21 protein-coding genes are annotated in these 23,788 nt (G+C 69.4%); 8 read left to right on the top strand and 13 right to left on the bottom strand.

The features are described 5' to 3' along the window. The first annotated feature begins 72 nt into the window (after positions 1–72). From LCHO_RS20985 to LCHO_RS22470, 7 genes are all read left to right on the top strand, one after another. Entirely contained in the window at positions 73–1,332 is a 1,260-nt protein-coding gene (locus LCHO_RS20985) for a polyhydroxyalkanoate depolymerase (RefSeq protein WP_012349206.1), read from the top strand. Positions 1,333–1,478: 146 nt separating this feature from the next. Then, positions 1,479–2,333 (top strand): phosphate/phosphite/phosphonate ABC transporter substrate-binding protein, encoded by an 855-nt coding sequence (locus LCHO_RS20980; protein ID WP_012349205.1) that lies wholly within the window; start codon positions 1,479–1,481, stop codon positions 2,331–2,333. Positions 2,334–2,340: 7 nt separating this feature from the next. Beyond that, positions 2,341–4,614, top strand: a complete 2,274-nt coding sequence (locus LCHO_RS20975; protein WP_012349204.1) for a PAS domain-containing sensor histidine kinase — start codon at positions 2,341–2,343, stop codon at positions 4,612–4,614. A 9-nt stretch (positions 4,615–4,623) separates the two neighbouring features. Further along, complete coding sequence (locus LCHO_RS20970; RefSeq protein WP_012349203.1) at positions 4,624–5,136, top strand: hypothetical protein; 513 nt, start codon at positions 4,624–4,626, stop codon at positions 5,134–5,136. 53 nt (positions 5,137–5,189) lie between these two features. Beyond that, the gene (locus LCHO_RS22475; protein ID WP_012349202.1) at positions 5,190–8,522 is read left to right on the top strand and encodes an ATP-binding protein; all 3,333 of its coding nucleotides are present in this window, start codon (positions 5,190–5,192) and stop codon (positions 8,520–8,522) included. Between the two features lie 116 nt (positions 8,523–8,638). Beyond that, complete coding sequence (locus LCHO_RS20960; RefSeq protein WP_012349201.1) at positions 8,639–9,574, top strand: restriction endonuclease; 936 nt, start codon at positions 8,639–8,641, stop codon at positions 9,572–9,574. A gap of 129 nt (positions 9,575–9,703) precedes the next feature. Beyond that, positions 9,704–10,108, top strand: coding sequence for a hypothetical protein (locus LCHO_RS22470; protein ID WP_150105538.1), 405 nt, complete (start codon positions 9,704–9,706; stop codon positions 10,106–10,108). 24 nt (positions 10,109–10,132) lie between these two features. Here the strand turns inward: LCHO_RS22470 and LCHO_RS20950 are convergent, their stop codons facing one another. From LCHO_RS20950 to LCHO_RS20920, 7 genes are all read right to left on the bottom strand, one after another. Further along, positions 10,133–11,263 carry an acyl-CoA dehydrogenase family protein gene (locus LCHO_RS20950; protein WP_012349199.1) on the bottom strand — a complete coding sequence of 377 codons (1,131 nt, stop codon included), beginning with the start codon at positions 11,261–11,263 and terminating at the stop codon, positions 10,133–10,135. Positions 11,264–11,289: 26 nt separating this feature from the next. Next, positions 11,290–12,003, bottom strand: a complete 714-nt coding sequence (locus LCHO_RS20945) for a LysE family translocator (protein ID WP_012349198.1) — start codon at positions 12,001–12,003, stop codon at positions 11,290–11,292. 23 nt (positions 12,004–12,026) lie between these two features. Next, complete coding sequence (locus LCHO_RS20940; protein WP_012349197.1) at positions 12,027–13,214, bottom strand: acetyl-CoA C-acyltransferase; 1,188 nt, start codon at positions 13,212–13,214, stop codon at positions 12,027–12,029. 20 nt (positions 13,215–13,234) lie between these two features. Continuing rightward, on the bottom strand, positions 13,235–15,046 hold the full coding sequence (aceK, locus tag LCHO_RS20935) for a bifunctional isocitrate dehydrogenase kinase/phosphatase (RefSeq protein ID WP_012349196.1): 1,812 nt from the start codon (positions 15,044–15,046) through the stop codon (positions 13,235–13,237). Between the two features lie 9 nt (positions 15,047–15,055). Beyond that, positions 15,056–15,718, bottom strand: coding sequence for a carbonate dehydratase (can, locus tag LCHO_RS20930; RefSeq protein WP_012349195.1), 663 nt, complete (start codon positions 15,716–15,718; stop codon positions 15,056–15,058). Between the two features lie 95 nt (positions 15,719–15,813). Beyond that, entirely contained in the window at positions 15,814–16,278 is a 465-nt protein-coding gene (locus LCHO_RS20925; protein WP_012349194.1) for a PaaI family thioesterase, read from the bottom strand. A gap of 105 nt (positions 16,279–16,383) precedes the next feature. Further along, complete coding sequence (locus LCHO_RS20920; RefSeq protein WP_012349193.1) at positions 16,384–16,833, bottom strand: MerR family transcriptional regulator; 450 nt, start codon at positions 16,831–16,833, stop codon at positions 16,384–16,386. 85 nt (positions 16,834–16,918) lie between these two features. Between LCHO_RS20920 and LCHO_RS20915 the strand changes: the two genes are divergently transcribed. Further along, positions 16,919–18,010: an MBL fold metallo-hydrolase gene (locus tag LCHO_RS20915; RefSeq protein ID WP_012349192.1), complete on the top strand. Its 1,092-nt coding sequence runs from the start codon at positions 16,919–16,921 to the stop codon at positions 18,008–18,010. Here LCHO_RS20915 and LCHO_RS20910 read toward each other — a convergent pair whose 3' ends face one another. The 6 genes from LCHO_RS20910 to LCHO_RS20885 all read right to left on the bottom strand — a co-directional run bounded on the left by LCHO_RS20910 (position 18,011) and on the right by LCHO_RS20885 (position 23,738). Then, positions 18,011–18,781 carry a ParA family protein gene (locus LCHO_RS20910; RefSeq protein ID WP_012349191.1) on the bottom strand — a complete coding sequence of 257 codons (771 nt, stop codon included), beginning with the start codon at positions 18,779–18,781 and terminating at the stop codon, positions 18,011–18,013. A 98-nt stretch (positions 18,782–18,879) separates the two neighbouring features. Beyond that, on the bottom strand, positions 18,880–19,491 hold the full coding sequence (locus tag LCHO_RS20905) for a LysE family transporter (RefSeq protein WP_012349190.1): 612 nt from the start codon (positions 19,489–19,491) through the stop codon (positions 18,880–18,882). A 108-nt stretch (positions 19,492–19,599) separates the two neighbouring features. Further along, positions 19,600–20,256 carry a 16S rRNA (guanine(527)-N(7))-methyltransferase RsmG gene (rsmG, locus tag LCHO_RS20900; protein ID WP_012349189.1) on the bottom strand — a complete coding sequence of 219 codons (657 nt, stop codon included), beginning with the start codon at positions 20,254–20,256 and terminating at the stop codon, positions 19,600–19,602. Continuing rightward, positions 20,246–22,303, bottom strand: coding sequence for a tRNA uridine-5-carboxymethylaminomethyl(34) synthesis enzyme MnmG (gene mnmG / locus LCHO_RS20895; protein ID WP_012349188.1), 2,058 nt, complete (start codon positions 22,301–22,303; stop codon positions 20,246–20,248). The genes rsmG and mnmG overlap by 11 nt, the downstream gene beginning before the upstream one ends. Positions 22,304–22,548: 245 nt before the next feature. Next, a complete protein-coding gene (locus tag LCHO_RS20890) occupies positions 22,549–23,076 on the bottom strand; it encodes a M48 family metallopeptidase (protein ID WP_012349187.1) in 528 nt (175 codons plus the stop codon). Then, on the bottom strand, positions 23,073–23,738 hold the full coding sequence (locus tag LCHO_RS20885; protein ID WP_012349186.1) for a YecA/YgfB family protein: 666 nt from the start codon (positions 23,736–23,738) through the stop codon (positions 23,073–23,075). The genes LCHO_RS20890 and LCHO_RS20885 overlap by 4 nt, the downstream gene beginning before the upstream one ends. Positions 23,739–23,788 lie beyond the last annotated feature (50 nt).

Raw genomic sequence — 23,788 nt, 5'->3', positions numbered from 1 at the left:
CGATCACCGGCGCGGTGGCCTGCAACTTGCGTCATCCGGGTGAATCACTTGGACGAAAGCGCCGCCGGTCCGATGCTCTACACCGCCTACCAAGCCCTGACGGACTTCCTCCATCCCTGGCAACAGGCCGCCAGCTTCGTCTCGACCAGCCTGCCCGGCTTGATGGCGCAGATGCCGCACTGGCCGGCGCCACCGGGCGCACGCGAGACCGCCGCTGCCTGCGAGGTGTTCTCGCGCCTGAAGCTGACGCACGATCACCCCGGCTTCGGCATCCGTTCGGTCACGGTGGGCGAGGGCGCTGATGCGCGCGAGGTGCCGATCACCGAGCGCGTGATCCAGCGCAGCGCCTTCGGCACGCTGCTGCGCTTCGAGCGCGAGGATGTCGCCGAGGCCGGCGACGGCGGCCATCCGCTGCCGCGGGTGCTGATCGTGGCACCGCTGTCGGGCCATTTCGCGACCCTGCTGGCCGACACCGCGCAGACCATGCTGGCCGACCACGACGTCTACATCACCGACTGGCACAACGCCCGCCTGGTGCCGTTGAGCGAAGGCCGCTTCGGGCTGGCCGAGTACGTCGAGCACGTGATCGGCTTCATCGAGACGCTGGGCCCCGGCACCCACCTGCTGGCGGTCTGCCAGCCCTGCGTGCCGGTGCTGGCGGCGGTGGCGCTGATGGCGCAGCGCCAGCACGAGGCGCAGCCGCGCAGCATGACGCTGATGGCCGGCCCGATCGACACCCGCATCAACCCGACCGCCGTCAACGAACTGGCCAACAGCAAGCCGATCGAGTGGTTCGAGCGCAACCTGGTGCATGCCGTGCCGTGGCGTTATCCGGGCGCGAACCGGCGCGTCTATCCGGGCTTCCTGCAGCTCACCGCGTTTGTCGGCATGAACCCCGAGCGTCACAAGAAGGCGTTCAAGGATCTCTACAAACTGCGGGTGGCCGGCGACCATGCACCGGCCGACGCCACGGTGCGTTTCTACGACGAGTACTTCGCCGTCAACGACCTGCCGGCCGAGTTCTACCTCGAGACCGTGGCGCAGGTGTTCCAGGAGCACACGCTGCCGCGTGGCGAGATGACGGTCAACGGCGAGCGTGTCGACCTCGGCGCGATCCGCCGCACCGCGCTGTTCACGGTCGAGGGCGAGCGCGACGACATCTGCGCGATCGGCCAGACGGTGGCCGCGCACGACCTGTGCACCGGCATCAAGCCGTGGCTCAAGCAGCACCACGTGCAGCTGGGCGTGGGCCACTACGGCGTCTTCAGCGGCCGGCGCTGGCGCCAGCAGATCTATCCGCGGGTGCGCGAGATGATCCACTCGCTCAGCTGAGCGAGCGGCGCCCGTCGGCCCTCAATTCCGATCCGCAGCCGCCGATAGAAGGCGAGACGGCGCGACCAGCGATCATCCGGGGGTGACGCTGGCCGTGGCGTCGCTCCTTCTGCATCGCTTTGGACTCGGCTGGCCCGGGATCGACCATGAATCTGCACGACCTTCTTCGGCGCATCGGCCTCTGGCTGGCGGCCGCTTTTCTCTGCACGCCGGTGCTCGCACAAGAGGCGGGGGTCTACCGCTTCTCGCCGGTCAACCAGTACGGCATCAACCTGACGGCGGCCTACTGGAATCCGATCATCGGCTACGTGTCCGAAAAAAGCGGCGTCAAGCTGCAGCTCAAGATCGGCCGCACCTCGGCCGACACCACAGCCTTCGTGCTGGCGCAGGAGGTCGAGTTCGTCTTCAGCAACCACCTCTTCAGCCCCGAGCGTGAACAGCTCGGCTGGCGGGTCTTCGGCCGCCGCCAGACCCCGGCGGTCCATGCCCAGATCGTCGTGCCGGCCGATTCGCCGATCACCGACCTGGCCGCGCTGGCGGGCAAGGAGGTCGTCTTTCCCGGGCCCGAGGCGCTGGTGTCCTACAAGTTCACGGCCGCGCACCTGATGGCGCGCCAAGTCGAGTTCAAGACGGTCTTCGGCGGCAACACCGATGGCGCGCTGGCCCAGCTCTACAGCGGCAAGGCGGCGGCGGCGGGCGTCAACTCGCAGCTGGTCGAGGGGTATGCGCGGCGCGAGGACAAGAAGTACCGCGTGCTGTGGTCGTCGCCGCCGGTGCACGACCTGGCGCTGATGGCGTCGGCCAAGGTGCCCGAGAAGGTTCGCCAGGCGGTGATCCAGGCCTTCGTGGGCATGCATCAGGATCCCAAGGGGCGCGACATCCTGCAGCAGGCGTCGGTGCATGTCGGCCTGACTGCCGCCGCGCATTTCATGGCTTCCGACGGCAGCGAGTACTCGGCCTACCGCGATTTCTATCGCACGGCGCCGGCCTCGCTGCGCTGAGGGCATCGTGACCTCGGCCTGGCGCCTGTGGCCGCGCTCGCTGGTCGGGCGCGTGTTCGCGCTCTACACCGTCACGCTGCTGGCCTTCGTGATCGCCGGGCTCGGGCTGTTCTACCGCTACCAGTTCGCGGTCGAACTCGAGGAGGCGCAGCTGCGCGCCGAGGCGCTCAGCGCGGTGATGCTGCCGACGATCTCCGACAGCGCCGTGATCGGCGACTACGACACCATCCGCCGCACCCTCGAGCACGCGGTGCACCACTCGTCGTTCTCGTCGGCCAGCTTCATCGACCTGCGCGGCGGCGTGGTGCGCGCGCCGCGCGACGATGCGCCCGACGTGGCGCCGCCGCGCTGGCTGCGTGATTCGGTGGCCGCGCTGCTCTACGACACCAACCTGCCGATCTCGGTGGGCGGGCACGACTACGGCGTGCTGCGCCTGAGCTTTGCGCCCGACCGCATCGCCGGGCGCCTGTGGGAGCAGACCCGCATCGCGCTGGCGCTGGGCCTGGTCTGCGTCATCGGCGGCCTGGCCCTGATCCGCTTTCCGCTGGTGCGCTGGCTCGGCAAGCTCAGTCGCGTGCAGGCCTTCGACGAGGCCATGCGCAGCGGCCGGGCCGCGCCGGCGATGCTGTCGGCCGAGGAGGCGCCGCTCGAGTTCCGCGAGACCTTCGAGGTGCTCGGCCGTGCCGCGGCCAGCCTGCAGTCGCAGCGCGCGCAGGCGGCGGTCACGCTGGGCGCGATCGCCGATGGCGTCTTCACGCTCGATGGCGAAGGCCGCGTGGTGCTGGCCAATCCGGCCGCCTGCGCGATGGCGGGCCGCACGCTCGAGCAGATGTTCGGCCGCCCGGCCGCCGAGGTGCTGCCGCAGGTCTACGCCGACGCGAGCCACCTCGGCCGCTGGACCGGCCGGCGTGTCACGCTGCGCTGCGACACCCAGCCCGACGTGGTGGTCGACACCACGCTGTCGCCGATCCTGTCGCCCGACGGGGCCGTGGCGGGTCACGTGCTGGCCTGCCGCGACATCAGCGAGCAGTCCGCGCTCGACCAGCGCCTGCGCGCCGAGCTGCGCGCCCGCGAGTCGGCGCTGGTGGCGCTGCGCCAGGTGCTCGAAGGCCTGACGCCGGGCGCGCAGGCATCGGCCCGGACGGTCGGCTCCGACGACCTGGCGGCGATCTCGCTGATGATCTCCGAGCTCGTCACCCGGCTGCAGATCCGCGGCGAGCAGCTCGACGCGATCTTCGCGCTGAGCCCGGACGGTTTCGTGTCGTTCGACTCGCAGCGCCGCGTCAACTACGTCAGTCCGGCCTTCACCCGCCTGACCGGCATGCCCGAAAGCCAGGCGCTCGGTGCCGACGAGCGCGACATCGAGGCGCAGCTGCGCGCGCAGTGCGACAGCCCGATCCCGTGGCGCGGCTTCGACGCGATGCGCCACGACCTGCGCCCGCGCGACGACGCCAGCGTGCCCGGCCGCGAACTGATCGAGACCGCGCGGCCGGCCCGGCGCGTGCTCGAGGTGGGGCTGCGCGAGGGCCACACCGAGGCGATCTCGCAGGTGCTGTCGCTGCGCGACGTGACGCACGAGCGCGAGGTCGACCAGATGAAGAGCGAGTTCCTGTCGACCGCCGCGCACGAGCTGCGCACGCCGATGGCCAGCATCTTCGGCTTCGCCGAGCTGATGCTGCGCCGCAAGCTGTCGGCCGAGAAGCAGCTGGACGTGCTGACCACCATCCACCGCCAGAGCCAGCTGATGATCTCGATCATCAACGAGCTGCTCGACCTGGCGCGCATCGAGGCGCGTGGCGGCAAGGACTTCGTGCTCGAGACGCTCGACCTGGCGCTGCTGCTGCGCGAGGTGCTGCACGACTTCAAGCCGCCGCAGGATCGCGCGCTGCCGCTGTTCGAGCGCCGTCTGGAGCCGGTGCCGGTGCTGGTCGACCGCAACAAGATGCGCCAGGCGATCGGCAACGTGCTGTCGAACGCGTACAAGTATTCGCCCCACGGCGGCGACGTGGTGGTGCGCATCGTCGCCGGCACCGACCCGGCCGTGCCGATGATCGGCATCGAGGTGCGCGACCACGGCATCGGCATGACCGCGGCGCAGCTGGCGCGGGTCAGCGAGCGGTTCTATCGCGCCGACACCTCGGGCAGCATCGCCGGCACGGGTCTGGGCATGAGCATCGTCAAGGAGATCATCGAGCTGCTGGGCGGGCGCATCGCGCTGGCCAGCGAGCCTGCTCAAGGCACGACCGTGACCCTGTGGCTGCCCTGCAAGCCCGGGCAGTAAGATTTCCGGATGACATCCGACGCAATCGACCCGGCCGCAGACCTCGACCCCCTTGACGCCGACGCCGCCGTGAAAGAGCCGCGCCTGTGGCGCGACAACGGCTGGACCGCCCGCGTCATCAAGAACGAGGACGACGACGGCTGGGCGGTGGCGATGCTGATGGACGGCGAACCCGAGCCGGCGCTGGTCGGCCCCTGGACGATGGGGCGCGACAAGAAGAACCCCAAGCCGCTCGACGCCGCGGCGTTCAACACCCTCGTCAAGACCGCCAAGGAAGTGGTGCGCCGCCATGAGCAGGCCTTGCATGCGCTGCACCACAAGAGCCTGACGGTGAACGGGCCGGACGGCCGCATCGACGTCACGCTCGACATCGTCGCCGACGAGTACGAGCCCTACGCCGTGCTGGCCGCCACCGATGCGGCCGGCGAGCCGCTGGCACAGGTGCGGGTCGCGGCCGGCTTCAAGCTGAACACAGCCAGCGCCGAGGCGTGGATCGCGGCCGATTACCGCAAGCCCGGCTGATCATGGCCACGCCGGCTGTTCCGCACCCGCGCAGCCCCGCTCGACCGGCCGGCATGTCCTTGCACACCTGGGTCACCCGCCTGATCTGGCTGTGCATGGCGCCGCTGCTGCTGCTGGCGGCCTACCTGGCGATCGACCGCGTGCGCGGTGTCCAGGCCGAGCGGGACCTGGTGGCCGAGAACCTGTCGCAGGAGCTCGCCGCCTCGATCGACCAGGGCCTGCAGGCCCGCATCGGCGCGCTGCAGATGCTGGCGCAGTCGCCGCTGGCCGACGACCCGTCGCGCTGGCGCGAGCTCTACCAGGAGGCGCAGGGTTTCCGGCAGAGCTTCGGCAGCCACGTGGTGCTGGCCGACCGCTCGCTGCGGATGCGCTTCACGACCCGCTCGCCGTTCGGCGCCGAGCTGCCGATGCTGCCGCGCCCGAAGGGCCAGGCGGCCGCACCCAAGGCGCTCGAGACCGGGCTGCCGGCGGTCGGCGACACCTTCATCGGGCCGATCGCCAAGGCGCCGCTGGTCGCCATCGCGGTGCCGGCGCTGCGCGGCGGCCAGGTCACCGCGCTGCTGCTGACCACCTTCGAGGCCAGCCAGTACCAGGCCCAGCTCGATCAGGTCCGGCTGCCGGCGCACTGGTCGCTGTCGCTGCTCGACGGCAAGGGCGACGTCATCGCCCGCCGCGCGCCGGCCGAGCCGCCGGCGCAGCGGGTGGTCGATGCCGAAGGCCGTTTTGCCGTGCGCTCGGCGGTGGCGCCGTGGTCGGTGGTGCTCGAGATCCCGCGCGACGTCTACCGCGCGCCGCTGCAGGCCGCGGCCCTGACGCTGGCGATCGCGATCCTGGGCGCCAGCCTGGCCGGGGTGCTCGGCGGCATGCTGGCCAGCCGCCGCCTGGGCCGGGCGGTCGATTCGCTGGCGCAGCCGCCGCAGCCGGGCACGCCGCCGTCGTCGATCCGAGAGATCGCCGCGGCCCGGCAGCTGATCGACGAGACCGCGCGCCGCAGCCAGGCCGCCCAGGACAGCCTGCGTGACAGCGAGCGGCGCTTTCGCCGGCTGTTCCAGGAGGCGCCGCTGCCGCTGGCGCTGGTCAGCCGCGACGCTCGCGTGACCGACATCAACCGCCGCTTCGTGCAGCTGTTCGGCTACACCCTGGCCGAGATCCCGACCCTCGCGCACTGGTGGCAGCTGGCCTATCCGGATGCGACCTACCGCGCCGCCGTGATCGCGCGCTGGAACGCCGCGCGGGTCGCCGTGGCGCAGACCCGCGGCGACATCGCGCCGCAGGAATACCACGTCACCTGCCGCGACGGCAGCGTGCGCACCCTGCTGATCGCCGGCATCGACCAGGACGACGGCTTCATGGCCACGTTCTTCGACATCACCGAGATCCGGCGCGCCGAGCAGCACGTGCGCGCCCTCAATGCCGACCTCGAACGCCGGGTCGCCGACCGCACCGGCGAACTGCTGCAGGCGCGCGAGGCGGCCGAAGCGGCCAACCGCGCCAAGAGCGCCTTCCTGGCCAACATGAGCCACGAGATCCGCACGCCGATGAACGCCATCGTCGGGCTCGCCCACCTGCTGCGCCGCGATGCGCACGAGCCGGTGGCGGCGCAGCGGCTGGGCCAGATGATCGACGCGGCGGGCCACCTGCTGCAGGTCATCAACGACATCCTCGACCTGTCGAAGATCGAGGCCGGCAAGCTCCAGCTCGAGCAGCTGCCGTTCTCGCTCCAGGCCCTGCTGGCGCGCAACTGCGCCCTGGTGGCCGATCGCGCACGCGCCAAGGGGCTGGCCGTGGCGATCGAGGTCGACGGCGTGCCCGACGCCCTGTCCGGCGACCCGACCCGCCTGTCGCAGGCCCTGCTCAACCTGCTAGGCAACGCCGTCAAGTTCACCGAGCAGGGCTCGATCGTGTTGCGCGCCGAGTGCGTGGCGCGCGGCACCGACGATCACCTGACGGTGCGGTTCCGGGTGCGCGACACCGGCATCGGCATCGCGCCCGACAAGCTCGACCAGCTGTTCGCGCCCTTCATGCAGGCCGACGCCTCGACCACCCGCCGATTCGGCGGCACCGGCCTCGGTCTGGCCATCACGCAGCGCCTGGCCGCGACGATGGGCGGCGAGGTCGGCGTGCGCAGCGAGCCCGGCCGCGGCAGCGAGTTCTGGTTCACCGCGCAGCTGCGCGAGGGCGCCGCGGCCCGCCCGGCGGGCGCTGCCGTCGAAGCCCTCACCCACCCCTTCGGCGACTCGTTCGCGGACCCCCGCGAGGCCCTGGAGCGCCTGCGTTCGTGTTGTGCGGGGGCGCGGCTGCTGCTGGTGGAGGACAACCCCGTGAACCAGGACGTCGCCCTCGAACTGCTGCGCGCCGCCGGCTTCGCGGTCGACGTCGCCAGCAACGGCGTCGAGGCGCTGGCGCAGGTGCACGGCCGCAGCCACGACCTGATCCTGATGGACATGCAGATGCCCGAGATGGACGGCCTGGAGGCGACGCGCCTGATCCGCGCGCTGCCCGGATGCGCCACCGTGCCGATCCTGGCCATGACCGCCAACGCCTTCGGCGACGACCGGGCCGCCTGCCTGGCCGCCGGCATGAACGACCACATCGCCAAGCCGGTCGATCCCGCGCACCTCTACGCGGTGCTGCTGCGCTGGCTGTCCGGCGCGGCGGGCGGCCCGCCACAGGCTGTCGCACCAGGCGTCGCAGCCGCTGCTGCACCTGCTGTTGCACCGACCGCGACGCAGCCCGCCGCGGTCGAGCCGCCGCGCCACGCCGCCGTCGATGTCGACGATCTCGACGATCTCGACGGCCTGCCTCGCATCCCCGGCCTCGATGCACGGCAGGCGATGAACTACGTGCAGGGCCGCGTCGAGGTCTACCGGCGCGTGCTGCGGCAGTTCGCCTACCACTACGGCGACGACTGGACCGAGCTGGCGCAGCAGCTGGTGCACGGCGACTTCAAGGCGCTCGGCCGCACCGCCCACGCGCTCAAGAGCGCGGCCGAGTCGATCGGGGCCGGCCGTCTGGCGCAGCTGGCCGAGGCGCTCGAAGCCGCGGTGGCGTCGAACGCGTCCGCCGATGCCCTGGCCGTCGCCGCCGAGGCGATGCACGAGGAGCTGGCCTTCCTGGTGGCCGGCATCCGCACCAGCACGCTGGGCGACGAGACGCTGCCCGCGCCGCTGGCCGGCACGGCGATGTCGAGCCGCGATCTCGACCGCCTCGAAGCCCTGCTCGCCGCCGGCGACTACGAGGCGGTGGCGCTGTTCCGCGAGCTGCGCCTGCCGATGCGCCAGCAGTTCAGCACCCCGCTGGGCGACGTCGAATCGAGCCTGCGCATCTTCGACTTCGACGCCGCGCTGGCGGCGCTGCGGGCAGTGCGCGCGGCCGGCCGGATCTGAGCGGCGCGCCGTACGTCGAAGGTCTGGATCGTTGCAGCGTGTGAAGAAGTTAGCAGGATGGGCTCCGTCCGGCTTCGATTCGTCGGCTTCGTCCACGGGCCGCCTATTCTGTCCGGATGCCGATCCCGACGTATGACCGTTTCATCGAGCCACTGCTGCGCTTTCTGGCTCTCAACCCGGACGGGATATCCGCCCGCGAAGCGCACGACTACGCGGCAAGTGCCTTGGGACTCAGCGACGAGGACCGCTTGCAGCGCCTGCCCAGCGGGCTCCAACCCATCTACAAGAACCGTGCGGGCTGGGCGCACGACCGCCTCAAGCGCGCCGGCCTTTCCAGCAGCCCTCGGCGCGGCTTCTGGCAGCTCACTCCCGCCGGCACGGTGTTCGTGAACACGCATCCCGCGCCGTTCGATAGCGCCTTGGTCGAGCGCCTCGCGACAGACTTCATGGGCGTACGGTTGCGAGCGGTCGATGGCCGAACAACGAATGTGCCCAGCGGTGATGCGCCGGCATCAGGTACGTCGATTGCGGCCCTGGCGAGTCCGGATGACCGTCTGGGTCAGGCGCTCGATGAAATGCGCCAGGCCGCTGCCCGTGATTTGCTCGAACTTCTGAGCAAGGTTTCGCCAGCGTACTTCGAGACCATCGTGCTCGACCTGTTGCATCGGCTGGGCTACGGCGCCAGCAGGGCCGACCTGCAGCGTGTCGGCGGCAGTGGCGATGGCGGCATCGACGGCGTGATTGCGCTCGATCGGCTCGGTCTCGAAAAGGTGTACGTTCAGGCCAAGCGCTGGCAGAACAACGTCGGCCGGCCGGAATTGCAGGCCTTCTATGGCGCCTTGGCGGGGCAGAAGGCGAAGAAGGGTGTGTTCATCACCACGTCGGCGTACACGGTCCAGGCACTTGACTTTGCGCGGTCGGTGGAGGGCATGGTGCTGATCGATGGCGAGCGCCTCGCCGATCTGATGATCGACTGCGAATTGGGCGTTACTTCCCGGACTTTCAAAGTGCCCAAGATCGACAGCGACTACTTTGACGAAGAGGATGGTTGACCGACCCGTCGGTGGGTGGGCTCAATCAATTCGAGAACCAGGGAGAACGAGATGAAACACGCTGCAGATGCGGTGCCTGATCCACTGACGCGCCCGCGCCGCCGGGTGCGTGTTGTCCTGGCGATGTCCTTGGCCGGCATCGGCATTGGCGCCAACGCGGCGACCGTCTACCTCTGCAAGGCCTACAGCGGCGGCACGTTCTGGTCCAACACGGTCTGCAGCCAGCAGAAGGCGCTGATCGATCGCATGGTGACTGTGCCCGATGGCATGCCGTGGGAGCAGCAGGTGCAACTGGCCGAGCAGTCTCGCGCCGAGGCCGCGCGGCTCACGGCGCCACCTGCGGCGACGATCACGACCACCGAGCGCCATTTCTACAACGGCGTCGAGGGCAAGGCGGGTGAGTGCAAATCGCTGGATGCATCGATTCGCCAGTACGAAGCGATGGCGCGTCAGCCTCAGCCGGGGCAGATGCAGGACTGGATTGCCGCCCGCAAGCGCGAGGCGCGCGATCGGCAGTTCAAGCTGCGTTGCTGACCGCCCCGGCATGACGTTGGCGCATCACGCCAGCGCGCGCCCGATCAGGATCCGCTGCACGTCGCTGGTGCCCTCGTAGATCTGGCACACCCGCACATCGCGGTAGATGCGCTCGACCGGGAAGTCGCTGACGTAGCCGTAGCCGCCGAAGGTCTGGATCGCCGCCGAGCAGACCTTCTCGGCCATCTCGCTGGCGAACAGCTTGGCCATCGCGGCCTCTTTCAGGCAGGGCAGACCGGCGTCCTTGAGTGACGCGGCGTGCCAGATCAGCTGCCGCGCGGCTTCGATCTGCATCGCCATGTCGGCCAGCCGGAACTGCACCGCCTGGTGGTTGAAGATGGCGGTGCCGAAGGCGATCCGATCCTTGCTGTACGCCAGCGCCGCCTCGAAGGCTGCACGCGCCATGCCGACGCTCTGGCTGGCGATGCCGATGCGCCCGCCCTCCAGGCCCGACAGCGCGATCTTCAGGCCCTGGCCTTCTTCGCCCAGCCGGTAGCTGGCGGGGATGCGACACTGGTCGAAGTTGATCTGCGCCGTGTCGCTGCTGTGCTGGCCCATCTTGTCCTCGAGCCGCGCCACGGTGTAGCCGGGCGTCGAGGTGGGCACGAGGAAGGCGCTGATGCCACGCTTGCCGGCGGCCTTGTCGGTCACGGCCATCACGATCGCGACGTCGCCGTGCTGGCCGCTGGTGATGAACTGCTTGACGCCGTCGAGCACGTAGTGATCGCCATCGCGCACGGCGGTGGTCTTGAGCCCGCCGGCCTCGGAGCCGACGTGTGGCTCGGTCAGGCAGAAGGCGCCGAGCATCTCGCCGCGCGCCAGCGGCTTCAGGAACTGCTGCTTCTGCGCCTCGTTCGCGAACGCCATCAGGATCGAGCAGACCGGGCAGTTGTTGACGCTGACCACGGTGGAGGTGCCGCCGTCGCCCGCGCCGATTTCTTCCAGGATGATGGCCAGCGCCAGGTAGTCGAGCCCGGCGCCGTCGTACTCGGCGGGCACGGCCACGCCGTAGCAGCCGAGCGCGGCCAGGCCCTTGAGTTGCTCGGCGGGGAAGTGGTGCTCCTTGTCCCAGCGTGCAGCGTGCGGGGCGATCTGGTCCTGCACGTAGGCGCGCACGGCGTCCTGCACGGCGCGGTGGTCTTCGCTCAAGAGCATGGGGGTGTCTCCGTCAGTGGGTCGGGTCAGGCTTCGGCCAGCGCCAGCCGCAGCGCCAGGGCGATGAACAGCAGCGCCGACAGGCCGTGCAGCGCGCGCTGCACCTTCGCGCTCGGCTGCCAGCTCCGCAGCGGCGCCACCAGCATCACCAGGGCGGCCAGGAACAGCGCGCTCTGCAGCACGAACCAGGCGCCGAGCACCAGGAAAGCGGTCGTCTTGTCCGGCGCATCGACCGCGATGAACTGCGGCAGCAAGGCGAGGAAGAAGATCGCCACCTTGGGGTTGGTGACGTTGGTCAGCAAGCCCTGCGAGAAGAACACGCTGGCACCGATCGGTGCGCCGACCGCGGCCTGGGCCGACGCGCCGCCGGCGGTGCTGTGCGACAGGCCGGCGGTGTCCGCGTTGTCCGGCAGCGTCGCCTCGCCCGTGGCCGCCGCTGGTGCCGTGCGCAAGGCGTTGCGCAGCATGCCGAAGGCCAGCCACGCCAGGTACATGGCGCCGAGCAGCTTGAGGGCGTCGAAGGCGTCGGCCGAAGTGGCCATCAGCGCGGCCAGCCCGAAGGCCGCGCCGACGGCGTGGATCACGCAGCCCGCGCTGATGCCCGCGGCTGCGGCCAGGCCGCCACGCACGCCGTGCTGCAGCGTGCGGGTGAGGGTGAAGATCAGGTCTACCCCCGGCGTGGCGTTGAGCACCAGCACGGTGAGGGTGAAGAGGGCGAGGTCTTGCAGTCCGAGGTTCATCAGGAGGTTCAATTCAAGACAGTTCAAAGCATTTCGATCGCAAGCGCGGTGGCTTCACCACCGCCGATGCACAGGCTGGCCATGCCGCGCTTCAAGCCGCGCTGGCGCAGCGCGCCGAGCAGGGTGACGACGATGCGCGCGCCCGAGGCGCCGATCGGGTGGCCGAGCGCGCAGGCGCCGCCGTGCACGTTGACGATCTCGTGCGGCAGCTTGAAATCGGCCATCGCCGCCATCGTCACTGCGGCGAAGGCTTCGTTGACTTCCCACAGGTCGACGTCGCTCGCCTGCCAGCCGGCCTTGGCGAGCGCCTTGTTGATCGCGCCGGCGGGCGCGGTGGCGAACCACGCGGGTTCCTGCGCGTGCACCGAGTGGCTCACGATGCGAGCCAGTGGCGTCACGCCGTATGCGTGCGCGGTCGACTCGCGCATCAGCACCAGCGCGGCGGCGCCGTCGCTGATGCTGCTGGCGTTGGCGGCGGTGATGGTGCCGTCCTTCTTGAACGCGGGCTTGAGGCCGGCGATCTTGTCGAGCTTGGCCTTGAAGGGCTGCTCGTCGTACTTGATGACGGTATCGCCGCCGCGGCCCTTGAGCGTGACGGGCGCGATCTCCCAGTCGAAGGCGCCGCTTTCGTTGGCGGCCTTGGCGCGACGGGTCGATTCGATCGCGTAGGCGTCCTGCGCCTCGCGGGTGAAGCCGTATTTCTCGACGCACGATTCGGCGAACACGCCCATCGCCTTGCCGCGCTCGTAGGCGTCTTCCAGGCCGTCCATCGCCATGTGGTCGAACAGCTGCGCGGCGCCGTACTTGACGCCCTTGCGCGCGAACATCAGGTGCGGCGCGTTGGTCATGCTCTCCATGCCGCCGGCGACGATCACGTCGGCGCTGCGGGCGACGAGCATGTCGTGGCCGAACATCATCGCGCGCATGCCCGAGCCGCACATCTTGCTGAGCGTCACCGCGCCGGCGCTTTGCGGCAGGCCGGCGGCGAGCGTGGCCTGGCGGGCCGGCGCCTGGCCCTGGCCGGCCATCAGGCAGTTGCCCATCAGCACCTCGTTGACGAGTTCGGCCGCCATGCCGGCGCGTTGCACGGCGGCGGCGATGGCCACGCCGCCGAGCTCCCAGGCGGCGAGCGAGGCGAAATCGCCCAGCAGGCCGCCGATGGGCGTGCGGGCGGCGGAGGCGATGACGATGGGGTTGGTGGTGTGCGGCATGGCGGGCTCCGGTGGCAGATTCAGTCGGCGTCGATGTCCAGCGGGGCGAGCGTGCGCACACGCGCCTGCTCGCCGCCCTGGCGCTGGTGGATGAAGCGCTTGTGCGGTTCGTAGGGAAACACGTCGTGCACGTGGCCGGCGCGGATGCGGTCCTTGTGGCCCTGCCAGAAGGCGGCGTCGAGCAGGTCGGCGTGGTGCTGCATGAACACGCGGCGCACCGCCGGATTGCCGAGCAGGAAGGGGCCGAAGGTCTCGGGGAAGACGTCTTTCGGGCCGACGCTGTACCAGACCTCGCCGGACATCTCTTCTTCTTCGGTGCGCGGCTCGGGCACGCGGCGGAAGTTGCAGTCGGTCAGGTACTCGATCTCGTCGTAGTCGTAGAACACCACCTTGCCGTGGCGGGTGAGGCCGAAGTTCTTCCACAGCATGTCGCCGGGGAAGATGTTGGCCGCCACCAGGTCCTTGATGGCGTTGCCGTATTCGATCACCGCATGTTCGAGCTGTGCCGCGTCGGCCTCCTGCAGGTAGATGTTGAGCGGGATCATGCGGCGCTCGATGTAGAGGTGGCGGATCACCAGCGTGTCGCCGTCGTCCTCGATCAGGCTCGGACAGAAGTGCCGCAGCTCGGCGATCAGCTCGTCGTCGAAACGCCCGCGGGGGAAGGCCACGTTGCTGTACTCGAGCGTGTCGGCCATGCGGCCGACGCGGTCGTGGGTCTTCACCAGCAGGTACTTGCGCTGGATGAGTTCGCGGCTGGTGTCCTTCTGCAGCGGGTAGAAATCCTTGATGACCTTGAAGACGAACGGGAAGCTCGGCAGGTCGAACACCAGCATCACCATGCCCTTGATGCCGGGCGCGATGCGCAAGCGGTCGCTGCTGTGGCGCAGGTGGTAGAGGAACTCGCGGTAGAACGCGTTCTTGCCCTGCTTCTGCAGGCCGATGGCGCTGTAGAGCTCCCAGCGCGGCTTGTGCGGCATCATCGATCGCAGGAACTGCACGCAGGCGCTCGGCACCGCCATGTCGACCATGAAATAGGCACGCGCGAAGCTGAACAGGATCAGCAGTTCGTCCTCGCCGAACAGCGCGGTGTCGATCACCAGCCGGCCATCGTCGCCATGAAGGATCGGCAACGCGAACGGCGTCTCCCGAAAGCCGTTGACGATCTTGCCGACCAGGTACGCGCCCTTGTTGCGATAGAACAGCGACGACAGCACCTGGATCTGGAAGTTGGCGCGCAGCCGGGTGGCCTCGCGGTTTTGCCGGCGCAGCTCGGCCAGCACCTGGGCGATGTCGCGATCCAGGTCCTCGAACTCGCGCTGCAGCGCGAAGTGCTCGACCACCTCGCGCAGGGTCTGGCGCAGGTTCTCGCGCGTGGGGTAGTAGGCGCGGTAGGTCGGCGTGGCGGCGGGCTCGTCGTTCTCGATGTATTCGGTGCTGACGGCCGGGCGCACGAAGATGAAATCGTTGTGGAAGTAGCTGTGGTGCAGGATCTTGGTCGTGACCGAATTGAAGAAGGTCTCGGCCAGCTCGGGCTGATGGTGGTTGGTCAGCAGCCCGATGAAATGCAGCTTGACCTGCTGCCAGGTGTCCATGCCGAGCGTGGCGGCGCCGAACTCGGTCTGCAGGCGTTCGGCGGCTTCTTCGACCCGCTTGTCGTAGAACTCGATGCGCTCGCGCTGGGCGCGCTGCTGGCCGTGCCAGTCGGCCTGCTCGAAGCGGCTCTTGGCCAGCGCACTGGTTTCGCGGAACAGCCGGTAGTGGCGGTTGAAGCCTTCGATCAGCGCATTGGCAATCCCGAAGGCCCGCGTGTCGGTGAGCTGGCGCGGGAACATCGCCGTCGGTCAGGCCGCCACGTAGCGCGCGCGGATGCCGGCCAGCGCGCGCTGGTAGGCGGCGGGCACGTCGGCCGGGGTGCGGGCGGTGATGTTGAGGTCTTCCAGCAGGCCGTTGTGCAGGCCGTAGACCCAGCCGTGCACGACCACGTCCTGGCCGCGGCTCCAGGCGTCCTGCACGACGGTGGTGTCGCAGACGTTGTGCGCCTGCTCCAGCACGTTGAGCTCGACCAGTGCGTCGATGCGGCGCTCCGGCGGCACTTCTTCAAGCAGCGCGGCGTGCAGGTTGCGCACGTCCTTGACGTGGCGGATCCAGTTGTCGACCAGGCCCAGCCGCAGGTCCTGCAGCGCCGCGCGCACGCCGCCGCAGTTGGAATGGCCGACCACGATGATGTGCTGCACCTTCAGCCCGTCGACCGCGAACTGGATCACCGACAGCGCGTTCAGGTCCGAGTGCGCCACCACGTTGGCGACGTTGCGGTGCACGAACAGCTCGCCGGGCAGCAGCCCGACCAGCTCGTTGGCCGGCACGCGGCTGTCGGCACAGCCGATCCAGAGGTATTGCGGGGTCTGCTGCACGAGCAGGCGCGAGAAGAAACCGGGCTCGTTCTGCTCGACGTCGGCAGCCCAGTCGCGGTTCTTCTGAAAGAGTTCTTGCAGTTCGGTGCTCATGCCGATGATTGTTGCGCACGCGGGGCGGTTGGCGACTGACAGCCGGGTCGACAACAGTGCCGCGCTGATGCGACCCCGCCACGCCGCCGGCGTGCTCAGCCGCGCACGTCGGCGCGGCCGGTGATGGTCATCATCGTGGCGCTCATGGTCGCCACGAGTTGTTCCTCGCCGGGCTTGCCCGGATGCGGCTGCACGGCCCGCCCCTCGACCACGCTGATCGTGCGGCCGGCCTTGACCACGTGGCCCGTCATGCGCAGCACCGGCCCGCGCGCGGGGGCCAGCATGTTGACCTTGAACTCGATCGACAGCACGCCGGCGTCGGCCGGCATCAGGCTCGATGCGGCATAACCGCAGGCCGAATCGAGCGCGGTCGTGACGATGCCGGCGTGCACGAAGCCGTGCTGCTGCGTCACTGTCGGCCCGTGCGGCAGATCGATCACCACCTCGCCCGGCGCCACCGAGATCAGCTCGGCGCCGATCAGCTGCATCGCGGCCTGGCGGGCGAAGGATTCGCGCACCCGTTGCGCGTAATCGGGATCGGCGGGCGTGTGGGTCGACATGGCGTGGATCTGATTGACGTTTACGTTAACGTCAATCGTAGCGCAGTGATCGAGCCGGCGAGGGCAGGGCTTGCCCGCATCGGCCGCTGTGCGGGCCGCCGGGATTCAGTCGGTGTCGGCGTCCGGCTCGGGGGCGCAGCCGGCCAGCGTGCGCAGGCAGCGTTCCTCGTGCTGGGCGATCTCGGCCAGCGTCACCTGCAGGTCTTCGAGCTGCTGCTGCATCTGCTGGCGGTGCTGGCGCAGCACGACCAGGAAGGCCTCGAGCTGCTGTTTCGTGTCGTCGGGCGACTCGTACATGTCGACCAGCTGCTTGATCTCCTGCAGGCTCAGGCCGAGCCGCTTGCCGCGCAGCGTCAGCTTGATGCGGGTGCGATCGCGCTGCGTGTAGACGCGGTTGCGGCCGTCGCGTGCGGGGGTGAGCAGGCCGACGTCTTCATAGAAGCGGATCGCGCGCGGCGTGAGGTCGAACTCGGCGGCCAGTTCGGTGATCGTGAAGAGGCGGGCTTCGCGGGCAGCGGCGGCCTCGGGCGCGGTCTGGGGCGCAGTCTGGGACATGGCGAGGGCTTCCGGTCGATCGACTTCGGCTTGGGAGGCGGCTGGTTAAACTGCCGTTGACGTAAACGTAAGTCTAACCACCACCATGGCCAACCTGCTCGAACACCAACTGGTTTATCCGCTCGCCGATCAGCTGCCCGAACCCGGCCGCACGCTCGAGGTGGCGCCCGGCGTGCGCTGGGTGCGGATGGGGCTGCCGTTTGCGCTCGACCACATCAACCTCTGGCTGCTGCGTGACCGCATCGACGGCCGCGAGGGCTGGACCGTGGTCGACTGCGGCATCACCAACGACGCCACCCGCGACGCCTGGGAGCAGGTCTTCGCCGACGAACTCGGCGGCCTGCCGGTGCTGCGGGTGATCGTCACGCACATGCATCCCGACCACATCGGGCTGTCGAACTGGCTGTGCGAGCGCTGGACGACACCCGAGCATGAATGCCGCCTCTGGATCAGCGCCACCGACTGGAACGCCGCGCGCATCGCCAGCACCCGCACCACCGGCTTCGGCGGCGAGGCGGCGGCGGCGTTTTTTGCCAGCCACGGCCTGGTCGATCCCGAGGCCCAGGCCAAGGTGCGCGCGCGTGGCAACTACTACGGCAGCATGGTGCCGGCGGTGCCGCAGCAGTTCCGCCGCCTGCTCGACGGCATGAAGCTGCAGACGGTGGACGAGGGGGGTGCTGTCCACGACTGGTTCTGCCACGCCGGCTACGGCCACGCGCCCGAGCACATCAGCCTGCATGCGCCGTCGCTGGGCGTGCTGATCTCGGGCGACATGGTGCTGCCGCGCATCTCCACCAACATCAGCGTGATCGACATCGAGCCCGAGGCCGACCCGCTGCCGCTCTACCTGGCCTCGCTCGACCGCATGCGCGCGCTGCCGGCACACACGCTGGTGCTGCCGTCGCACGGCAAGCCGTTCCGCGGCCTGCACGAGCGCGTCGCGCAATTGCACGCGCACCACGACGAACGTCTGGCCGAGGTGATGGCCGCCTGCGTGGCGCGGCCGTCGAGCGCGGCCGACATCCTGCCGGTGATGTTCAAGCGCCCGCTCGACCTGCACCAGATGACCTTCGCGATGGGCGAGGCGGTGGCGCACCTGCATGCGCTGTGGCTGGCCGGGCGGCTCGGACGCAGCCGCGGTGCCGACGGCGTGTGGCGCTTCGCGCCGGCCGCCTGATCAGAGCGGATCGATGCGCGCCACCAACTCGCGCGCGAACTCGACAAACGCGATCGCGCCCTTCGAGCTGGGGTCGAACACCACGCCGGGCAGGCCGTAGCTCGGCGCCTCGGCGAGCCGCACGTTGCGCGGGATCGCGCTGTTGAACACCTTGTCGCCGAAGTGCGACTTGAGCTGCTCGCTGACCTGCTGCTGCAGCGTGATGCGCGGGTCGAACATCACCCGCAGCAGGCCGATCAGCTGCAGGTCGCGATTGAGGTTGGCGTGCACCTGCTTGACGGTGTTGACCAGGTCCGACAACCCTTCGAGCGCGAAGTACTCGCACTGCATCGGCACGATCACGCCGTTGGCGCAGTTCAGGCCGTTGAGCGTGAGCAGGCTCAGCGACGGCGGGCAGTCGATCAGGATGAAGTCGTGGTCGCCGGCCACCTCGGCCAGCGCGTGCTTGAGACGGCGGTCGCGGTGCTCCATCGTCACCAGTTCGATCTCGGCGCCGGCCAGTTCGCGGTTGGCGCCCAGCACGTCGTAGCCGACCTTCTCGCTGGTCTGGCGGGCCTCGCGCACCGTGCTGTTGCCGAGCAGCACGTCATAAACCGACAGCTTGAGCGCACGTTTGTCGACGCCCGAGCCCATCGTGGCGTTGCCTTGCGGGTCGAGGTCGACCACCAGCACACGCTGGCCGATGGCGGCCAGGCCGGCGGCCAGGTTGACGGTGGTGGTCGTCTTGCCGACGCCACCTTTCTGGTTGGCGATGCAGAAGATACGGGCCATGGATGCGCGCGCAGCGGGTGAGCCGGCGGGTAGAGGAGGGTGGGAAGGCAGCGACAGGTCGGGGATGGGTTCGGGCATCGGGTCCGGCATGGGTTTCATCAGCGCACCATGCGCAGGCCGAAGCCGATCAGGCACAGCCCGGCGGCGCGTTGCAGCGCCAGCCCGAGGCGCCGATGGGCGCGCACGCGGCTGGCGATGCGCTCGGCAAAGGCGCACAGCGTCAGGCACCAGACGGCGGTGATCAGCGCGATCGTGATCGCCATCGCGGCGAACGTCGGCAGGCCGCGGTGCGTGGCCGGGTCGATGAACAGCGGGAAGAACGCCATGTAGAAGATGATCGCCTTCGGATTGAGCAGCGTGATCAGCAGCGCCTGGCGGGCGAAGTGGCTGGGCGTGATGCGCACCGGGCTGGCGTCCTCACCCGGGCGCGCCAGCAGCAGCTTGAAGCCGATCCACGCCAGGTAGGCGGCGCCGGCCCAGCGCACCAGATCGAACAGCCACGGCGTGGCCGCCATCAGCGCCGCGACACCGGCCACGGCCAGCCACAGCAGGATCTGGTCGCCGACGATCAGCCCGGCGGTGGCGGCCGCGCCGCCGCGAAAGCCACCCTGGCCGGTGGCGCCCAGCAGCGCAAAGGTGCCAGGCCCGGGCAGGGCGAGGAAGACGACGATGGCGGCGCAGAAGGCGCCGAAGTCTGCGATGCCAAACACGGTGAGGCTCCTGGATGTTCGGTGCGGATTGCTCGTCCGAAAACGGTCGGGTCAGCGTTCAAGCGTAACCGAGGCCACCCGCCCGCCCTGTGGCAAGCGAGCGAAATGTCAGCTTGAAGCGACGCTGCGCGGACGCATCCAGACCAGCCGGCGCTCGGCGTCGAGGCCGGGCACGCTCAACTGTTCCACGTGAAACACGTTGATGTCTGCGTCCAGCGCGTCGATCTCGGCCTGCGGATGCTGACCCTTCATTGCCATCCAGCAGCCGCCCGGCGCAAGCAGCGGCCGGGTCAGCTTGACCAGATCGGCCAGTGACGCGAAGGCACGCGCGGTGATCACGCTGTACGGCCCGTCGGTCAGCTGCTCGACGCGGGCATGGCGCGCCACCAGCTGCGGCAGCCGCAGCTCGGCGGTGACCTGGCGGATGAACGTGGCCTTCTTGGCGACGGTGTCGACGCAGGTGATCTGGCAATCGGGCCGCAGCACCGCGATCACCACGCCCGGCAAGCCGCCACCGCTGCCGACGTCGAGCAGCCGCAGCGGCGCGCTGCCAGCGACCCGGTTCAGCGGCGCGATGACGGCCAAGCTGTCGAGCAGGTGCTGCACCAGCATCTGCTTGGGGTCGCGGATGGCGGTCAGGTTGTAGACCTGGTTCCAGCGCTGCAGCAGGCCGAGGTAGGCGAGCAGGGCGTCGGCCTGCGTGTCGCTGAGCGGGCAGCCGAGCGCTTGCGCGCCGGCCAGCAGGGTGTCGCGGTCAGGCTGCATCGGTGGCGGCGTGTGCTGGGTTGTCGTTGATGTCGGTGTTGACGGCGTCTGCGCTGATCGGGCCGGCGGCGACCTTGTCGTTGCCAGTGAATCCCTTGAAGCGCCCGCGCTTCAGGTGGATCAGCAGCAGCGACAGCGCGGCCGGCGTCACGCCCGAGATGCGCGAGGCCTGGCCCAGCGTTTCGGGCCGGTGCTTCGTCAGCTTCTGGCGCACCTCGAAGGAGAGGGCGGTGACCTGGGCGTAATCGAGTTCGTCAGGCAGGCGCAGGTGCTCGTAGTGGGCGGCGCGCTGCACGTCCTCGTTCTGCTTGTCGATGTAGCCGGCGTACTTGATGGCGATCTCGAGCTGCTCGATCACCGCGGCGGCAAGGTCGGCACCGAGCTGCGAATTCAACGTTTCACGTGAAACGTAGTTGCCCGGCCGGGCGATGGTGAGCGCCTCGGCGACGGTGTCGTAGCTGATGCCGGGGCGGCGCATCAGGTCGGCCAGGTTGTATTCGTGCTCCAGCGCCTTGCCGAATAGCCGCTCGGAGTCGGCGGCGGGCAGGATCGCGGGGTGCACCCAGGTGCTCTTGAGTCGTTCGGTTTCACGTGAAACAGCATCGCGCTTGCGGTTGAACGCATCCCAGCGGACGTCGTCGACCAACCCGACCGAGCGGCCGATCTCGGTCAGGCGCATGTCGGCGTTGTCCTCGCGCAGCTGCAGGCGGAACTCGGCCCGGCTGGTGAACATGCGGTACGGCTCGGTCACGCCCTTGGTGATGAGGTCGTCGACCAGCACGCCCAGATAAGCCTGGTCGCGGCCGAAGCTCAACGGTGGATTGCCCTGCGCCTGCAGCGCGGCATTGGCGCCGGCGTACAGGCCTTGCGCCGCAGCTTCTTCGTAGCCGGTGGTGCCGTTGATCTGGCCGGCAAAAAACAGCCCGCCGATCGCCTTCGACTCGAAGCTCGTCTTCAGCTCGCGCGGGTCGAAGTAGTCGTATTCGATCGCGTAGCCGGGCCGCAGGATGTAGGCGTTCTCCATGCCGAGCATCGTGCGCACGGCGGCGAGCTGGATGTCGAAGGGCAGCGAGGTCGAGATGCCGTTCGGGTAGTACTCGTTGGTCGTCAGGCCCTCGGGCTCCAGGAAGATCTGGTGCGAGTTCTTGTCGGCGAAGCGGTTGATCTTGTCCTCGATGCTCGGGCAGTAGCGCGGGCCCACGCCCTCGATCACGCCGGTGAACATGGGGCTGCGGTCGAAGCCGGTGCGCAGGATGTCGTGCGTGCGCTGGTTGGTGTTGGTGATCCAGCACGGCATCTGGCGCGGGTGCTGTGCTGCCGAACCGAGGAAGCTGAACACCGGCATCGGCGAGCTGGCGGGTGTGCCGTCGGCTGCTGCCACGCCGTCGCCGGGTTGTTCGATCAGCTTGGAGAAGTCGATCGAGCGGCCGTCGATGCGCGGCGGTGTGCCGGTCTTGAGCCGGCCTTGCGGCAGCTTCAGCTCCTTCAGCCGCGCCGACAGGCTCACGGCCGGCGGGTCACCGGCGCGGCCTGCGGGGTAGTTGTTCAGGCCGACGTGGATCTTGCCGTCGAGAAAGGTGCCGGCCGTCAGCACGACGGTGCGGGCGCGAAAGCGGATGCCGACCTGCGTGACCGCGCCGACGACACGATCACCCTCGACCATCAGGTCGTCGACCGCCTGCTGGAACAGCCACAAGTGCGGCTGGTTCTCCAGCCGCTGCCGGATCGCGGCCTTGTAGAGGATGCGGTCGGCCTGCGCGCGGGTGGCGCGCACGGCCGGGCCCTTGCTCGAATTGAGGATGCGGAACTGGATGCCCGACTCGTCGGTGGCCGCGGCCATCGCGCCGCCGAGCGCGTCGACCTCCTTCACGAGGTGGCCCTTGCCGATGCCGCCGATCGACGGGTTGCAGCTCATCTGGCCGAGCGTCTCGATGTTGTGCGTCAGCAGCAGCGTGTCGCAGCCCATGCGGGCGGCGGCCAGTGCGGCCTCGGTGCCGGCATGGCCACCGCCGACCACGATCACGTCAAATTCCTGGGGGTAAAGCATCAAGGCACCTGCGACTTGTCAAAGCCCCGGCAGCACGAAACCTGCGCGCGCGGCCGGATGGGGTGCGGCGGCGCTGGCAGGAAGCTGTCTCTGGGGAGCCCGCGATTTTAGGTCGGGGCTGTGGATAAGTCGCTGGCGGGGCCAACTCGATTGCGTGCGATCGGGTGGTCGCTCGCCATTCGCCGCGGCTGTTCCACGTGAAACAGCGACGCTGTTGCCCGCGCCGTGGGGCGGCTCGCCGGGCGTCAGTCCGCGGCGGGTTCCGTCGACTTCAGTTCCTGCAGCGTCAGGTGCAGCCGCAGGTCGAACTCGAACTGGTGATAGTCCGGCTCCATGTGCTGGCACAGCGCGTAGAACGCCTTGTTGTGCTCGCGCTCCTTGATGTGCGCCAGCTCGTGCACGACGATCATCTTCAGGAACTCGGGTGGCGTGTCGCGGAACATCGCCGAGATGCGGATCTCGCGCTTGGCCTTCAACTGCCCGCCCTGCACCCGCGCCACCGTGGTGTGCGTGCCGAGCGCGTTGTGGATGACGTGCAGGCGCGCCGCATAGATCACCTTGGCCAGCGGCGGCGACTGGCGCAGGAACTCGCTCTTGAGCGCCTGCGTGTAGTCGTACAGCGCGGCGTCGGTGCGCACCTGGTGGCGCTGCGGGTAACGCTTGTGCAGGTGCGCGGCCAGCTCGTTGCGGTCGATCAGGCCCTGCACCTGCTGGCGCAGCGCCTCGGGGTAGCCGGCCAGATAAGGCAGGGCGGGGCGGGCCGCCGGGTTCACGCGGCCGGGGGGGTGTCGCTGCCGGCGTCGTCGCCGAGGTCGTCCTCGTCTTCGTCATCGGCCAGCGGACGCCAGTGGCGATACAGCGCCTCGACCGCATCGGGCACCAGGCGGCTCATGCGGTCGCGCTTCATGGTGGTGTCGACCTCCTCGGCGTCGGCGGGCTCCAGGCCGTCACCGCCCAGCAGGCTGATCGGGCGCAGCGCCAGTGCCACGTCGGGCTGGTCCCAGTGGTCCTGCCACTGGTCCTGCGTCAGGTCGAGCGCGTGCAGGAAACCGGCGCACCAGGCCTGCGCGTCGACCACCTCGACGTCCTCGATCACGGCCATGTCGAACCAGGGCTCGAAGCGGTCGAAGTCGCCCTGCAGCTGGCGGTCGATGGCGGCGATCTGGCGCAGCACCAGCTGCACGAAACGCTTGGTCTGCTTGCCGCTGGCAAACGGCGCCGGGCTGTCCTCGGCGCCGCCCCAGACGCGCGGGATCCAGGCGTCGGCCGGCGGCAGGGTGGGGCTGACGAGCAGGGCGGTCAGGTAGCCGTCGAGCATCTCGACGTCCATCACGTCGTCGCCCGGCAGCGCGGCGAGCAGCTCGTCGAGCTGGTCGATCTCGGCGTCGGACAAGGGTGCGGTCGCCAGTTGCGGGTTGTATTGCGGGTGCTTCACGGGTCGGTGTCCGGGCGGGTTTCGGGGGTCGGACAGTTTGGCACGGCGGG

Source organism: Leptothrix cholodnii SP-6 (assembly GCF_000019785.1).
In the GTDB taxonomy this organism is placed as follows: domain Bacteria; phylum Pseudomonadota; class Gammaproteobacteria; order Burkholderiales; family Burkholderiaceae_C; genus Sphaerotilus; species Sphaerotilus cholodnii.
This window is presented reverse-complemented; position numbering and strand designations above follow the sequence as displayed.